The organism is Ureibacillus suwonensis (genome assembly GCF_042655065.1).
Classification (GTDB): Bacteria; Bacillota; Bacilli; order Bacillales_A; family Planococcaceae; genus Ureibacillus; species Ureibacillus suwonensis.
Genome location: NZ_JBHSNQ010000078.1, coordinates 20,999 through 35,248, shown reverse-complemented (window position 1 = coordinate 35,248; position 14,250 = coordinate 20,999). Strand labels below are relative to the sequence as shown.

General features: G+C 40.9%; 14 protein-coding genes and 1 riboswitch. Of the genes, 5 read left to right on the top strand and 9 right to left on the bottom strand.

From position 1 onward, the window contains the following. Positions 1 to 175: 175 nt before the first annotated feature. Both motB and motA read right to left on the bottom strand, forming a co-directional pair. On the bottom strand, positions 176 to 961 hold the full coding sequence (gene motB / locus ACFPOH_RS09340; protein ID WP_342468521.1) for a flagellar motor protein MotB: 786 nt from the start codon (positions 959 to 961) through the stop codon (positions 176 to 178). Next, on the bottom strand, positions 945 to 1,745 hold the full coding sequence (motA, locus tag ACFPOH_RS09335) for a flagellar motor stator protein MotA (RefSeq protein WP_342468520.1): 801 nt from the start codon (positions 1,743 to 1,745) through the stop codon (positions 945 to 947). Before motA ends, motB begins: the two co-directional genes overlap by 17 nt. A 325-nt stretch (positions 1,746 to 2,070) precedes the next feature. On the opposite strand from motA, the gene ACFPOH_RS09330 reads away from it, so the two are divergent. Then, a complete protein-coding gene (locus tag ACFPOH_RS09330) occupies positions 2,071 to 2,199 on the top strand; it encodes a hypothetical protein (RefSeq protein ID WP_390309477.1) in 129 nt (42 codons plus the stop codon). A gap of 155 nt (positions 2,200 to 2,354) precedes the next feature. Beyond that, a complete protein-coding gene (locus ACFPOH_RS09325; RefSeq protein WP_342468519.1) occupies positions 2,355 to 2,936 on the top strand; it encodes a beta-class carbonic anhydrase in 582 nt (193 codons plus the stop codon). Between the two features lie 342 nt (positions 2,937 to 3,278). Here ACFPOH_RS09325 and ACFPOH_RS09320 read toward each other — a convergent pair whose 3' ends face one another. After that, the gene (locus ACFPOH_RS09320) at positions 3,279 to 3,839 is read right to left on the bottom strand and encodes a GNAT family N-acetyltransferase (RefSeq protein WP_342580407.1); all 561 of its coding nucleotides are present in this window, start codon (positions 3,837 to 3,839) and stop codon (positions 3,279 to 3,281) included. Positions 3,840 to 4,019: 180 nt separating this feature from the next. Continuing rightward, complete coding sequence (locus ACFPOH_RS09315) at positions 4,020 to 4,775, bottom strand: polyphosphate kinase 2 family protein (protein WP_390309476.1); 756 nt, start codon at positions 4,773 to 4,775, stop codon at positions 4,020 to 4,022. Between the two features lie 109 nt (positions 4,776 to 4,884). Between ACFPOH_RS09315 and ACFPOH_RS09310 the strand changes: the two genes are divergently transcribed. Next, positions 4,885 to 5,613 carry a hypothetical protein gene (locus ACFPOH_RS09310; protein ID WP_390309475.1) on the top strand — a complete coding sequence of 243 codons (729 nt, stop codon included), beginning with the start codon at positions 4,885 to 4,887 and terminating at the stop codon, positions 5,611 to 5,613. Between the two features lie 35 nt (positions 5,614 to 5,648). Here the strand turns inward: ACFPOH_RS09310 and map are convergent, their stop codons facing one another. Continuing rightward, positions 5,649 to 6,404: a type I methionyl aminopeptidase gene (map, locus tag ACFPOH_RS09305; protein WP_342468515.1), complete on the bottom strand. Its 756-nt coding sequence runs from the start codon at positions 6,402 to 6,404 to the stop codon at positions 5,649 to 5,651. 253 nt (positions 6,405 to 6,657) lie between these two features. Between map and ACFPOH_RS09300 the strand changes: the two genes are divergently transcribed. Together ACFPOH_RS09300 and ACFPOH_RS09295 are read left to right on the top strand one after the other, a co-directional pair. Beyond that, positions 6,658 to 7,341, top strand: a complete 684-nt coding sequence (locus tag ACFPOH_RS09300) for an acyltransferase family protein (RefSeq protein ID WP_390309478.1) — start codon at positions 6,658 to 6,660, stop codon at positions 7,339 to 7,341. Beyond that, the gene (locus ACFPOH_RS09295; protein ID WP_390309474.1) at positions 7,342 to 7,629 is read left to right on the top strand and encodes a hypothetical protein; all 288 of its coding nucleotides are present in this window, start codon (positions 7,342 to 7,344) and stop codon (positions 7,627 to 7,629) included. Positions 7,630 to 7,724: 95 nt separating this feature from the next. On the opposite strand, the gene thiT is transcribed toward ACFPOH_RS09295, so the two are convergent. The 4 genes from thiT to ACFPOH_RS09275 all read right to left on the bottom strand — a co-directional run bounded on the left by thiT (position 7,725) and on the right by ACFPOH_RS09275 (position 14,244). Then, positions 7,725 to 8,288, bottom strand: a complete 564-nt coding sequence (gene thiT, locus ACFPOH_RS09290; RefSeq protein WP_342468514.1) for an energy-coupled thiamine transporter ThiT — start codon at positions 8,286 to 8,288, stop codon at positions 7,725 to 7,727. A gap of 87 nt (positions 8,289 to 8,375) precedes the next feature. Continuing rightward, positions 8,376 to 8,481: riboswitch (TPP riboswitch) on the bottom strand. A 64-nt stretch (positions 8,482 to 8,545) separates the two neighbouring features. Beyond that, the gene (locus ACFPOH_RS09285) at positions 8,546 to 11,623 is read right to left on the bottom strand and encodes an SMC family ATPase (protein ID WP_342468513.1); all 3,078 of its coding nucleotides are present in this window, start codon (positions 11,621 to 11,623) and stop codon (positions 8,546 to 8,548) included. Then, positions 11,620 to 12,795, bottom strand: coding sequence for an exonuclease SbcCD subunit D (locus ACFPOH_RS09280; protein WP_342581831.1), 1,176 nt, complete (start codon positions 12,793 to 12,795; stop codon positions 11,620 to 11,622). The genes ACFPOH_RS09285 and ACFPOH_RS09280 overlap by 4 nt, the downstream gene beginning before the upstream one ends. Before the next feature lie 219 nt (positions 12,796 to 13,014). Next, positions 13,015 to 14,244 (bottom strand): aminopeptidase, encoded by a 1,230-nt coding sequence (locus ACFPOH_RS09275; protein WP_390309473.1) that lies wholly within the window; start codon positions 14,242 to 14,244, stop codon positions 13,015 to 13,017. Positions 14,245 to 14,250 lie beyond the last annotated feature (6 nt).

Below are 14,250 nucleotides of genomic sequence, written 5' to 3'. Positions count from 1 at the left end.
CCTGCGGGGTCTCGAGACTCGGGCTGTTCCCGCAGGAAAGCTTTTGCTTTGCGACGAAAGCGGAGCGACAGGAGCACTCGCCCCGTCACTCCAATCAATTTTCTGTGATATCAATTTTTTACAAAAATTTTTTTTTGCAGCTCGTTCACTTTATTAGTTATGTCCCAGCCTCTTTTTATTTTTTATTCTCATTGTTTTTGTTTGATTCCGTAGCGGTTGCATCTTCATCAACAAGTTGCTGGATCAACACTTCGACCCGGCGGTTTTTCGCTCTTCCTTCCGGTGTATCATTCGATGCAATGGGATTGTATTCGCCATATCCCTTTGCACTGAAATATTTGGGATCCAAATCCGGATTGGAATCAATGATCAATTTCAGGAAGTTGACCGCGCGCATCACCGAAAGTTCCCAGTTTGACCTGAATTCCGGAGTGTTTTGAGGAACATTATCGGTATGCCCTGTAACAACTATATACCGCGGCGGATCAAATTTTAATATTCCCGCAAGTTCCTGTGCGATAGGAACGTTTTCAGGCTTGACCTCCGCTTTCCCTGAATCGAATAAAATGCTGTCGCGGATTGTGAGAAGCAAGCCTTCATCCGTCATTTTCGTTGAAAAAGTGTCTTCCAATTCATTCACCGCGATGAAATTATCAATATCTTTCTGAATCTGTTTCAGCTGAGCCTGGTCCCTGAAATAGGCTCTTTGTTCTTCGGTCATGCCATCGATGACAGCCGTCGGATTGTCTATGACAGAGCTGTTTTGCATAAATCCAATGCCGCCGTTGAAAATTTCATTAAACACTTGTGACATTTTATTAAATTTGCTTTGATCGACACTGCTGGAAGCGAACAAAACGATGAACAAGGCCAATAACAGCGTCATCAAGTCCGAATATGGCAAGAGCCAAGATTCATTGATTTTTGACGCTTTGTTTTTTTTACTATTTTTCTTTTTCAAGGCCACCAGCCCCGCTTTCATAGAATTGTTTACGCTCTTCATTTGTCAAATACGAAGCCAATTTCTGTTCAATAATGCGCGGAGCCTCACCTTCCAATACAGATAAAACACCTTCAATCATCAACCGTTTTTGTCTCGCTTCGAAAGCGGATTTGCGTCTTAATTTATTGGCAAATGGATGCCATAACACATATCCGGTGAAAATACCGAGCAAAGTGGCAACGAAGGCGGATGAAACTGCGTAACCCAGAGTGTCGATATCTTCCATATCGCCCAAAGCCGCAATCAGACCGACAACCGCACCAAGCACCCCAAGAGTCGGCGCATATGTACCCGCTTGAGAAAAAATTTGGGCACCACTCTCATGGCGCTCTTCCATCGCTTCCACTTCTTCGTTTAATACATCACGTATGTAATCTGCACTTTGGCCATCGATTGCAAGCGTCAAGCCATTTCTTAAGAAAGGATCTTCTATTTCCTGCGCTTCGCTTTCCAATGCCAGCAGCCCTTCCCGACGTGCCAAGTCTGCCCATTTGGAAAACATTTGAATGATTTCCACATCACTCACCATTTTTTGTTCAGTAAAAATGACTTTCAACAATTTTGGTATCCTTTTTAATTCCCTCATCGGGAATCCGATCACAACAGATGAGATCGTACCAACGATAATGATCAATATCGCCGCCGGGTTAAGTAAGATGCTTAAAGAAGCGCCTTTTAATACCATCCCGACGAATATTGCAACAACTCCAAGAATTATACCCAATACTGTAGATATGTCCATAACTGTACCTCCAAATCTTCCACTACTTTATATTTCGTCATTTTCCATTATTTTTTAAAGTACCTTTTTGCTTGATGGCTATAATAATTTTTTGATTGAAACCCGGCTGAACCGTTTTTCCGTTTATTCATCAAAACCTGAAAAATAAGGGTGCCCTTATATCAATTTTTATACTTGCCCATCAGATTTTTCCTGGCCGGCATAATTTCAGGTTCCGTTTCCTTGAATTACTGAAGTTATTTTTCTCGTAAAACCTTTAAAATCCCCATATATTTATAGTATAATCATAGTAAACATTATTGCTTTATTAGAAAGGGGTCTAATAATGGGCTTATTCTTAACAACTGTAACTGGCATGCTTGGACTTCTTGTGATTTCAGTCGCAATGTTCATTCATTATTTGCGTAAAGGCTTAAATTCCGCAGAATCAGTTAAAGTAGATCCAAAAAACTAACTGATAGTTTGAATTAAAAACCGACAAAACAGGGCAAGCTGTTTTTGTCGGTTTTTTTTATGTTTTTTCCCTATATTTATTAATATTCTAATAATTCTGTTGTCTTGGCCCTTTATATTGCTATAATCGGACTTACATAAGAAAGGGGATCTGGAATGGCATCTTTGAATGAAATTTTGCATTATAACAAAGAGTTTGTTGAAAATAAATTATATGAACCTTATATCACTGATAAATTTCCAAATAAAAAAATCGTAATCCTTACATGCATGGATACACGTTTAATTGAATTATTGCCAAAGGCCATGAATTTGCGAAATGGCGACGCCAAAATTATAAAAAGCGGAGGTGCCATGGTTGCCCATCCTTTTGGGGGAATCATGAGAAGCATTTTGGTGGCGGTTTATGAACTGCAAGCGGATGAAGTATATGTAATCGGCCACCATGATTGCGGCATGAGCAAAGTCGACCCTCATCGCATGATTGGGCATATGCTTGAAAAAGGGGTAAGTCAGGAAATCATCAAATCGATCAAGTATTCAGGAATCGATTTGGTTGAATGGTTACGGGGATTTGGTGATGTTGAAAAGAATGTGTTGAACAGCGTGGACATCATCCGTAACCATCCGCTTTTCCCAAAAAATACGCCGGTACATGGATTGGTCATCCATCCTGAAACAGGAAAATTGGATTTATTAACTAATGGTCATGAATATTTGGAACAACAACATGCATAATCACTGAATGTCAAGGGGCTGGGACATAAACAAAAAATTAAAGGGGTAGTTGAAAGGGTTTTGATAAATATTTGATATAACGAAAAATTGATTGAAGTGACGGGGCGACTCCTGCGGGAACAGCCCGTGTCTCGAGACACCGCAGGAGCGAAGTAATGAGCTCCGAGGAGGCTCGAGCCGGGCCCGCGGAAAGCGTCCCCGGAACGGAAATCAATTTTAATAACATATCAAAAAAACATCATTTTCTCCTTGGAGAAAATGATGTTTTTTTAGATTTGTCCCAACCTCTTTTATATTCCTTCCAACCGGGACCGTTGGGAGGCAATGTGCCAGGTACGGGAGTTATTTTCCTTTTTGGAAAAAATCATCCTGCAAAAGCGCATAAATATAATGGTCTTCCCAAGATCCATTAATATACAGCAATTCTCTCAATAACCCTTCCTTTTTAAAATGGGCTTTCTCCAAAACTTTCACAGAAGCGATATTTTTGGGTGATACATATGCTTCGATTCGATGCAAATTCAATACATTGAATCCAAATTGTACGACTTCCCTTACAGCCTCCGTCGCAATTCCCTGCCTAGTAAACTGCTCATCGATGGAATATCCAATAAAAGCGCTGTTATAAGGCAATCTCTTGATGGCATACAAAGAGATGTGGCCAATCAATTGTTCTTCATTCTTTGTAAAAATCCCAAAGGAAAATTCGCGATTCGAACGCTGAAGATGCAACCCTTCCAGTATTTTTCGATATTGCGCTTCTTCCGTGTAAAAATCCGCATCATGCAACGGCTCATAAGTCGCCCAAAAATATTTGTTTCTTTGCATCAGTTTTGCCAGGTTTTTTGCATCCGTTTCCACAAAGGTGCGTAAATGCAGCCTGTCACTTTCGATTCGAATCACATGATCACCCTTCTTATGAAAAACTTTAAGTAATTTCCTCATCATTGATATACCTATGCCTTTCTTTCATCATTTCCTGTTGCATCAATAAAGCGGTTAAGAGTGTGGATAAGCAAACCTTAAACAAATTTTTGGGTATGCGTCGTTATTTGAAGCAGCAACTTGTGGTTCAATGACGATTCATTTCTTCCGTTTGATAGAGGATTTAATTTTTATGCCGCGGCGAAGAACTTCTTTTTCTACATGTTTGATGGTCTCTTCCAGCACTTTTATGCGGGCGTACAGCTTATTATTTCCGGGAATCAGCACCCATGGGGCATTCTCTGTATCCGTTTTTGCGAACATTTCATTCGCCGCTTCGACATATTCATCAAATTTTTTGCGATTTCTCCAATCTTCCTCAGTCAGCTTCCACATTTTAAACGGATTCGTTTCCCTTTCTTTAAAGCGGACCAATTGTTCATCTTTGTCAATATGAATCCAAAACTTGATGATGATATAGTCATCATCCGTCAACAATCTTTCAAACTCATTGATTTCTTTATACGCTCTGGACCATTCTTCTTTTTTGGCAAACCCTTCAATTCTTTCCACCAACACCCGTCCGTACCATGAGCGGTCGAAAATGGCAATTTGGCCGTACTGTGGGAGTTTTCTCCAAAACCGATGCAAATAATGGTATCTTTTTTCATGGGGCTGCGGAGCCGAGATGGGATGGACTACGAAACCTCTTGGGTCAAGCGGACGGGTCAATCTCTTGATTGCCCCACCTTTGCCTGCCGCATCCATGCCTTCAAAGACGATAATGAGACCGATTTTGTTTTGATAAAGAAACTGTTGAATATTGAGCATCTCAAATTGCAATTTTTTTAATCTTTTCTTGTACTCTTGTTTCTCAAGTTTCAATGTCAAGTCCAAATCTTCAAGTTTTTTCATGAATCTCCGCTTCTTTCAAATGAAAATTTAACAAATAAAGGAATCATTTTAGTAAAAGTTGTTCAATCATTTTTTAATGTATATAATTTTATGGAAAGGAGTGCGAAACATGGGTCGAATGATTGTTATATTTTGCAGCCTTATTGCAGCTGCCGTTTTTACTTTATATTCCTTTTGGCTGCCAATAAAAGGCAAATCCACAATTGAAATGATCAACCGCTTACCACTGCTAATTTCGCCGTCATCATATGTATATATATTTTGGTTTTTCCTTTTTATTGTTTTATTTATTTGGGCTATCAATTATTCCAAAAATCGCAAATCCGAGACCTTTATTTCAACTGTTCAGACCGTTCTTTTTCTTTTGGTCATGTTGTTTCAAATCATTTCCATTCACTTATGGAATAATGAAAAATTGCTCTATTCCTCCATATCCATAGCATTGCAACTTTTGTTCTTATTTGCATTATATCTTACATATCCAATGAAGGGAGATTTTTTGAAAAAGAGAACTCCCATCGCTATTTATTTCGGCTGGACAACTTTTATTTTTATCATTAATGTCTGCTCCTTGCTTTTATATCATGAATGGCAGGGTTTTGGTCTGAGCAATGCTTTATGGGTGGTCATCATTTTAACCCTCGCCACTTTGGTGGCATTGCATTTGCGCTATCATCATTATGATATCGCCTATCCGCTCGTATTTGTCTGGTGCTTTATCGGCATCGCCATCGCGAACGGATTCGACGAACTTTTAGTGACCACTTCTTCCCTCTTTTTAAGCGGCGTATTAATAGTCGGTATATTATTTATGAAAAAAAATCCTGCACGTCAATGAACGTACAGGATTTTCTGTTTTACAGGCATTTAGCGTTATTCTTCATCAATTTGAGTCAAAATGATCGGTTTATCCTTAGTCACTACAATTGTATGTTCAATTTGTGCGACGAGGGACTTGTCCGGCGTTATAAACGTCCATCCATCTCCGGATTCAATGATGTGATCCGCTCTTTCGGAGATGAACGGCTCCACTGCAAGAACCATCCCTTCTTTCATGATCGTGTTATCCCAGGCATCATAATAATTCAATACGTGCTGAGGATCTTCATGCAATGAGCGTCCAACCCCATGCCCCGTCAAATTCATAATGACTTTTAATCCATGATCTCTTGCTTCCCGTTCAACCGCTTTTCCGATTTGGTTTAATTTAGAACCTGCTTTCACTTTTGTCATGGCCCGGTCAAAAGCGGATTTAGCCACACGGCAAAGTTTTTCTTTGTCTTCATAGCCTTCTCCGACAACAAAAGAAATGCCTGTATCGGCAAAATAGCCGTTCAAAGAACCAGAAACATCAATGTTCACCATGTCGCCTTCTTTAATCACTTTATTTCCCGGAATGCCGTGTGCGACTTCGTGGTTGACGCTTATACATGTATAACCCGGGAAATCATATTCTCCCTTCGGCCCTGAAATTGCCCCCGCCTCAGCAAACATGCGGCCGGCAATCTCATCCAACTCTTTCGTTGTGATGCCCGGTTTAGTCGCCGCTCTTAATGCATCACGGATTTCCGCACAAATGCGTCCGATTTTTTTTAATGCTTCTAATTCTTCCTGTGTTTTGACAATCATGTAAAAGATCCTTTCTTCTAAACAATTTCTTTTAATAATATAACATATTCTATTACGAATTCGGGAATTTCATGTTTATTTTATTCGATATGGGTTCATTAATATATTGACAGTGACTTTAGGTATATGTTGGAAAATCATGATTTACCGGTACCAAAGATATGATTCCATGTTATAATCGTGCATTATTTCTTACAAACAAAGAAAAATTTGATTAGGAGTTTTGGCATTGAGAATCAAATAATGGGACTTACTGAGGGTTGTTGCATGTTTATCCGTATTGCTCCTGCATTCGACTACATTTTATAACATGGAACAAGGACTGACTGAGAATTCTGTAATGATCCATTATGTTCGGATCCTATTATGTTATGCTACTCCGACATTTATCATGCTTTCTGTCATCATCCTTTCCGCAAAATATAAAGACCAGTTGCCAGGCTCCTTTTGGCCGAGCCGGATTCAATTCATTTTGCTGCCTTTTGTTTTTTGGGCTTTCATCGATGCCGTTGTGATTGAATTACAGTATCGGCATGGCCTTCTTTGGCGATCCTTTTGGAACAATGTGATTTATGGAGAATTTGTCGGCTGGTTTGTATTGGTCATTTTTCAGTTATATTTGCTGTTTTGGATGATGGTCAAATGGAAATGGCCATCCTTTGTCGTGTTGCCAATATGCATCATCATTTATTTTTTGCAGCATCGGCTTTTTGGGACGCCCTATCCTTTCTTCCAGGAAAACCACATGTATGAAAAACTTTATGGAACGGGTTGGTACATATATTTTGCAATGGCATATTTCATTGGTTCAAATTACGAAAAAATTCAACCGTTGTTAATAAAATATCGTATATTCACTTTACTATTTACGGCTCTATCCGCGCTATATATTTGGTATGGTTATAAGTTTGGAATGGTGGAAATCCATTCCCGCTGAATGGATTTGGTTCCGTTTGTCGTCGGAATGACAAGTGCGGTTTTGGCTTATGGACAACTCATTCCATCTTATAGAATCATTCGCATCATAAGCAAATATGCATTCATGATTTATCTGATCCATTGGAATGTTCTCTCATTGACGGCCAAGTATTTCGTGGGATTTCTACCCAATGGCTATTTGGCCGTTTTGGGAATGATCATTTTTGCGGTTCTTGTATCGATTATTGTTTCCAAAACCATCTCCTATCTCCCATTTGGAAAATGGATTGTAGGGAAAATTCGATAAACGGACGGCAAAGAAAAACGGATTGGGAACCTTCCGGTGTTCTCAATCCGCTTTTTTTTATTGTTCAGAACGCTTTTCAAATCGGCATGTAACCGTTATTCATTTTCTTTTTTTATGAGTCTTGGGCTTGCTGTAAAAATGAATGCCGCCACAATAGCCGTTATGATGATGGCAGGAAGCATATAGGAACCGTTATATACGATGGAATAAATCCAGGCATTTTGATCGCCTGCGTATTCTTTGAAGAAAATCGCTCCGGCAATTGTATGGCAAATAAAGCGCAACAATCCTCCGACAACCGTACCGATCACAACATATAATGCAATTTTCTTTTTGTTATTTTGCAATACGCCGGCCAACACCGGTTTCCGAACAATTGCGGCAAATCCCACAAACGTGAAAGCAAAGATATAATCCAGGATTGCTTGCGCCCAATGGACGATAAACGGATTAATCGTCATGTTCAACAGCCCTATCAGCAAACCCGTAACAAGCCCTGCAGATAGTCCCCAACGAATCGCAATCAAAATAATTGGCAGCATCACTAAACTGATGGATCCGCCCTGGGCCCAAATCGAAAATTTTAATTGGTCCAACACATAACCGATAGCCGCAAAAATGGCAATTTCAATCATCCATAACAGTTTTTGATTTCTCATTCCGCATACTCCTTTCTCTTCGTTATTAAAACGCGAGAGAAGGATAGAAAAGAAAAAGCGTCCGGACAGATCCGAGACGCATTTGTTTCGGTTTCTATCCCACATCCCTACGCAAGTACTAACTTACAGGTTCGAAGGGTTAGTGCATACGGCACACTCTCAGCTGACTTCATCAGCACCCCTTGTGGTACACCTAAAATATTCTGTTGGGAACAATGCCATTTTATCAAATTCTATAAATATTTCAACTTCATGGTTTATTTTAATAGAATTGTTGTTTTGCTGTATCCTTCTTTTTGTTTTTCCACTTGCAACACAGCTGGCATTGCCGATTTTAATTCCTCCACATGGGAAATGACTCCGATCATCCGGCCGGATTTTTGAAGTTCAATGAGCGTGTCGATTGCTTTCATTAAGGATTCTTCATCAAGGGAGCCGAATCCTTCATCAATGAACATTGTTTCAATATTGACATTTCCTTGATAGCTTTGGATCACATCCGCCATACCCAATGCCAGGCTTAAAGATGCATTGAATTTTTCCCCTCCGGATAATGTTTTTACATCCCTCGCTTGTCCTGTATACGTGTCATAGACATCCAACCCTAAACCGCTCGCTCTTCCGTATGATTCAACCCTGTCGGAAACTTGCAAATAATATTGGCCGTTTGATAAGTTTTTCAGGCGCAGGTTGCTTGCTTCGGTAATGAGCTCCAAATAGCCCATTTGCACATAGCGTTCAAAGGATATTTTTTTGCTGTTTTGGCCGCGGAGCAAATTGTAAAGCTCGATGATTTGATTGGATTTTTCCTCCATCCGGAAAATATCGTTTGCGATTCCTTCGAGCTTTTCCGCAAAGTCAATGCAATGCTTTTCGCAAGCTTTGGAATGATTTAAAGCATCCAGGGCTTTTTCATAATTGGACTGAAGCTCTCCCAACTCGTTTTCCGCTTCGGTCAAGTCCATCTTTTCTTTGCCTTTCAGCTTTTCTTCCCCTTCCCTCACTTGCATTTCCAATGAATGAAGCTCTTTCGAATAATCGTCATATTGCTTTTGCAATGATTCCATTTTTTGCGGCGAAAGCCGGGCCTGCAAAAATTCTTCCGTTGAAGCAAAGTTCGCTTCCTTAAGGGCGGAAAGAAACTCTTCTTTCACCCTTTGAACTTTTCTTTGTATATGTCCGACTTGTTCCATTGTTTGTTTAAATGCCTCTTCCACCGCCGCGGTTTGTTTACCCGCTTCCTGGTATGCCATTTGCGCCCGCTCCCAAGATTCTTTTAACTGCCCTTTTAGACGGCTGGCTTCTTGCAATGCAGCTTTCAATTGTGAAAGATCCTTCAATTCTTCAGGAATGGATTTTTTTTGCTGCTCAAGTATTGTTTTTTCCTTCGTATATTTTTCATGTACTTCATTGTATCTTTGCGCACTTTCCTTTTGAAGCTTCCCAACCTGTTCTTTTTCTTCCTGCAGCCTTTTTAGCCGTTTTCTGCCGGAGGAGAGTACTTCTTTTTGTTTTTCCACTTCTTTTACCTTGTTATGAATGGTCTGCAATTGATTGATAAAATGCGATTCTTCAACCATCGGCGCATTCAAGGCAATGAAAGTTTCTTCGATTTCACTCAATTGTTGGCGCTTTGATTCCAATTGACCTTGTACAGCAAATTTATGTTGCTGCGCTTTTTCCAAAGCCGCTCTCAGTTTTTTCAATTCATCCTGCTCTACAATTTCCGTCGTCTCTTTATGTTGGATGTGATGCTCCGTGCTGCCGCAAACCGGGCAAGGCATGCCAGGCTTAAGGCTTGCAGCAAGAATCGCCGCTTGGTTATTCAACCATTTTTCTTCTTCCTTCGCATATAGTTCATGAATTCTCCCATATGCTTCATTGGCCTTTTTGTATTCATCTTCCAACTTTTGAATATGTGACTTTGTTTCGTGATATTTGGAGAAAGCATCTGCAATTTCTTTTAATCGGCGTTCCTCTTCCAACAGCTCATTATAGGATTCTGTGGCTTCTTCAAGCTTTTCGATTTTTTGACTCAGCTCTGAAACAGCCTCCGCCTTCTCTGCCAATTGTTGCTCTAAAAGTTGGATGTGGGATTGCAATTGATTTTTTTCATTCCATAAATTTTCAACGAGTACGCTTTGTTCATTCATTTGTTCATAAATCGGAACAAGGTTTTCCAATTCTTTTACCCGTTCATTGGCCCGTTCCCGTTCCTTTTCTTTTGCCGCTTCTTGTTCATAGCGTTCTTTTGCGTCCATCAAATTTTGATTGGCATCTTCTAATTGTTTTTCCACATCCGAACGCTTTTTCTCAAGATCCGTTTTTTCTTTCTCCAGTTCCAACAGTTGGGAATAGATTGGTGAAATTCTGTTTGCCCGATTGGCAGCATCAATCGTTCCTTTTACTTGTTCATAATAGGCTCTTTGTGATTGCAGACGGAGCAGCTGCCCTTTCTTCATTTCAAAGATTTCAATCTCATCATTTAATTTTTTGTTTGCCACATAGACTTCGTATTTCTCTTTGTGCTTGTTGAAAGCTTCCCGATAGAGCCGTTCATCTTCTTTGATTTTTTCCTGATAATATTGCTGCTCTTCCGCAAGCCCATCCAGTATTTGATAAATGTTGGAATGTTGGCTCAATGCCGTAAACAGGGCCGAGTCCCTTTTTGGCAATGCTCCTTCAATTTGATTGATATAGCTGTTTTTCAAGGCGTTCGCTTCATTCAATTGTTGATCCATTTCCCGCTTCTTCGCTTCCAATTTATCGGCCATTTTGATGAAACGTTCGGTTCTGAAAATTTTTCTTAAAATCTCTTCTTTCTCATCGGATTTTGAAGTTAATAACTTTCGAAACTCCCCTTGGGGAAGCATCACGATTTGGCAAAATTGCTCGTAAGTCAGCCCGATGATTTCTTCAAGCTTTTGATTGATATCCGTCACCCGCTGGCGCTCCACTGCCGGAATTTCTTCGTTATTGGGCAATATTTCAAACAGCTCGTATTTTTCCCCCGTTGCCGTTTTTCTTCCCTTTTTCAAGTGGGGCAACCTGCGCAATACACGGTATTTTTTGCCGCGAATTTCAAAGATGAATTCGACGGAGGTATGGACGTCATCATCCGCAAAATCGCTTCTCAGCATTTTCGGTTCTTTCCGGTCCTGCCCGCTGGCATAACCGTACAGCGCAAAACAGATGGCATCGAAAATCGTCGTTTTTCCCGCTCCCGTTTGGCCTGAAATGACAAAAAGTTTTCTCTCTTGCAATTTCGTAAAATCGATCACTTCTTCATCCTTGTAAGGACCAAAAGCTGTCATTTTCAATCGAATCGGCTTCATTTTGCCACCACCGCCTCTTTTGTTTCCCTTTCATCCAGCAACAATTCTTCCAGCACTTCCCGATACAATTGAAGGGCTTCTTCCGTCGGCTCAGTGCCCATCATTTCTTTATGGAACGCTTTAAATAGAGTTATGTCATCCAGCTGTTCCCGCCGCACTTTTATATTTTCTTCCGCATTTTCCGTTCTTTGGATCGTTTTCCGTTCCACATGCATGGCGTTTGGATATACGGTGCGGATTTGTTCCATCGCCCCCACGACAGGAGTCAAGTCTGTAAGCCTTACAAACACATAATCCTCACAATAGTCATGCTTTAATATTTCATGGATGGAACCTTCAATGATGCGTAAATCCCGTCTTGGTGCGAAGTTTCGTTTTTCAACGGAAACTTGCCCTTTTTCGTCCAATTGGACAATCAAGAAGCCCTTTTGATGATTCGCTTCGGATGCCGAATATTTTAATGGCGAGCCAGGATATCTTATCGTTTCATTGAGCACAAAATGCGCCTTATGCAAATGGCCGAGGGCAGTGTAATGGAACGGCTCGAAATAATGGGCGTTCACGCATTCCGAACCTCCGATGGCTAATGGCCGTTCGGAATCGCTAGTATTTTCCCCTTTCTCTCCGGAAGGGGTGACAAAGGCATGTCCAACGAATACATGCCGCTTCGTTTGATCCATGTTCTCTTCGATTTTTCCAATGATCGTTTTCATGGCATCATCATATGTATGAATGGATTCGCATTGAAACACATTTTTCACAGTGGAAGGTTCTGCAAAAGGAACCAAATGGAAATGCACTTCCCCATATTCATCCTGTAAGACAATCGGTTCCAGTTTGTCATCGAGCTCACCGACAATGTACAATCCACATTCTTTCATCAAGCTGCTGCCAAATTCAAGTCGGGTTGGGCTGTCATGGTTTCCTGCAATGCTCAGTACCGGCACTTTCCGTTTCAAAACGATTTCCTCAAACATTTCATTCAGCAAATCCACCGCTTCCACCGGAGGAAGGGCCCGATCGTACAAGTCCCCTGCAATGACCACAACGTCCGGCTTTTCTTCATCGATGGCCTGCAGGAACTGGTTGAGTACATACCGCTGATCCTCAGTCATGTAAACCCCTTGCACAAGCTTTCCCAAATGCCAATCTGCCGTATGGAAAATTTTCAAAATCAATCGACCTCCACTTCTTGCTATGCTTCTATTGTAGCACGGGAAAAAAAGTGTGACTACACCATAACCGAATGTATGTTCTGTTTTGTTTTGGGAATTTCTTCATTTTATCGCGGATATTGCGGAAATACTTGCATCATTGCTTGTCCTCCAAAACACAAAAAAATAACCACATCCTTCCTCCAAATAAGAAAGGATGTGGTTTGACACAAGACACTAAAAAGCCCAATTTCCATTTCTAAAGATCGGTTCCCGTGTTCCATCCGGTAAAATGCCGTCAATATCCATTTCGGCACTGCCAATCATAAAATCTTCATGGGTGATCGATACATTGATGCCCAAAGATTCCAGCTGACCTTCCTCCAAATCCCTGCCGCCTTCGTAACAAGTCGGATAAGCTTCCCCGATCGCCAAATGATTGGAGGCATTTTCATCAAAAAGCGTATTGTAATACAAAATATTGGATAATGAAATCGGCGATTCATGCGGCACAAGTGCCACTTCCCCTAAATAGGCGGATCCTTTATCCGTTTGAATTAATTCCTGAAGCAATTCATCACCGACTTTTGCGTGGGCTTCAACAATTTTCCCTTTCTCAAAAGTGAGTGTAAATTGGTCGATAATATTCCCTTGATATACAAGAGGTTTCGTATTGCTTACATAACCATTCACGCCATATTTTGAAGGGAGTGTATACACTTCTTCCGTCGGCATGTTGGCGGTGAAGATCACCCCTTCCGGCGTTCTGCTTGTGCCTGTGCACCAAATATGCTTTTCTGGAAGTTCGATCGTCAAATCCGTGCCCGGCGCTTTGTAATGCAATTGGACATATTTTTTGCTGTTCAATTGATTTGCCCGCTGCTCCAAATTTGCGAGATGCTTTTTCCAATTTTCGACCGCATCCCCTTCACCGATGCGTACGGCTTTGAAAATGGCATCCCATAACGCATTGATTTGCTCTTCTTCCGGCAAGTCCGGAAATACTTTTGCAGCCCATTTTTTTGAAGGCACCGCAATAATGGACCAGGCGATTTCATCATTCATGATGGCTTTCCGGTAATTGACCAGCGCCTCTCCGCTTGCCTTTTGCTGAGCTGAAATGCGGCGTACTGGAATGCCGCTCAATAAATCCGGATCTTCTGCATCAATCCAAAGAAAAGCGCCTTTCCGTTCGATGCATTCATCCCGTTGAGCAACAATCCATTTCGGAAACTTGCCGAATTCTTCTTCCGCTCCATGCTCATAAAACGCACGGGTAATCTCTTCATCCGTCAAATTGACATGCACTCTTCCGGCTCCGGCTTCGTAAGCTTTTTTCACAACCAATCTTGTGAAATCCAAAGTGTCTGTCGTCGTATTGATTAATAAATATTGCCCTTTTTGAATGTTCACACCGACTTTCACAGCCAGTTCCGCATATTGTTCCAATTTTTCCTCAAAAGTCATGGCCAT

Excerpts from the sequence above, each read along its gene's own strand:
- motA (WP_342468520.1), bottom strand. The coding sequence starts at position 1,745 with ATGGACATATCTACAGTATTGGGTATAATTCTTGGAGTTGTTGCAATA.
- ACFPOH_RS09330 (WP_390309477.1), top strand. The coding sequence starts at position 2,071 with ATGGGCTTATTCTTAACAACTGTAACTGGCATGCTTGGACTTCTTGTG.
- ACFPOH_RS09325 (WP_342468519.1), top strand. The coding sequence starts at position 2,355 with ATGGCATCTTTGAATGAAATTTTGCATTATAACAAAGAGTTTGTTGAA.
- ACFPOH_RS09315 (WP_390309476.1), bottom strand. The coding sequence starts at position 4,775 with ATGAAAAAACTTGAAGATTTGGACTTGACATTGAAACTTGAGAAACAA.
- ACFPOH_RS09310 (WP_390309475.1), top strand. The coding sequence starts at position 4,885 with ATGGGTCGAATGATTGTTATATTTTGCAGCCTTATTGCAGCTGCCGTT.
- map (WP_342468515.1), bottom strand. The coding sequence starts at position 6,404 with ATGATTGTCAAAACACAGGAAGAATTAGAAGCATTAAAAAAAATCGGA.
- ACFPOH_RS09295 (WP_390309474.1), top strand. The coding sequence starts at position 7,342 with ATGGATTTGGTTCCGTTTGTCGTCGGAATGACAAGTGCGGTTTTGGCT.
- thiT (WP_342468514.1), bottom strand. The coding sequence starts at position 8,288 with ATGAGAAATCAAAAACTGTTATGGATGATTGAAATTGCCATTTTTGCG.
- ACFPOH_RS09285 (WP_342468513.1), bottom strand. The coding sequence starts at position 11,623 with ATGAAGCCGATTCGATTGAAAATGACAGCTTTTGGTCCTTACAAGGAT.
- ACFPOH_RS09275 (WP_390309473.1), bottom strand. The coding sequence starts at position 14,244 with ATGACTTTTGAGGAAAAATTGGAACAATATGCGGAACTGGCTGTGAAA.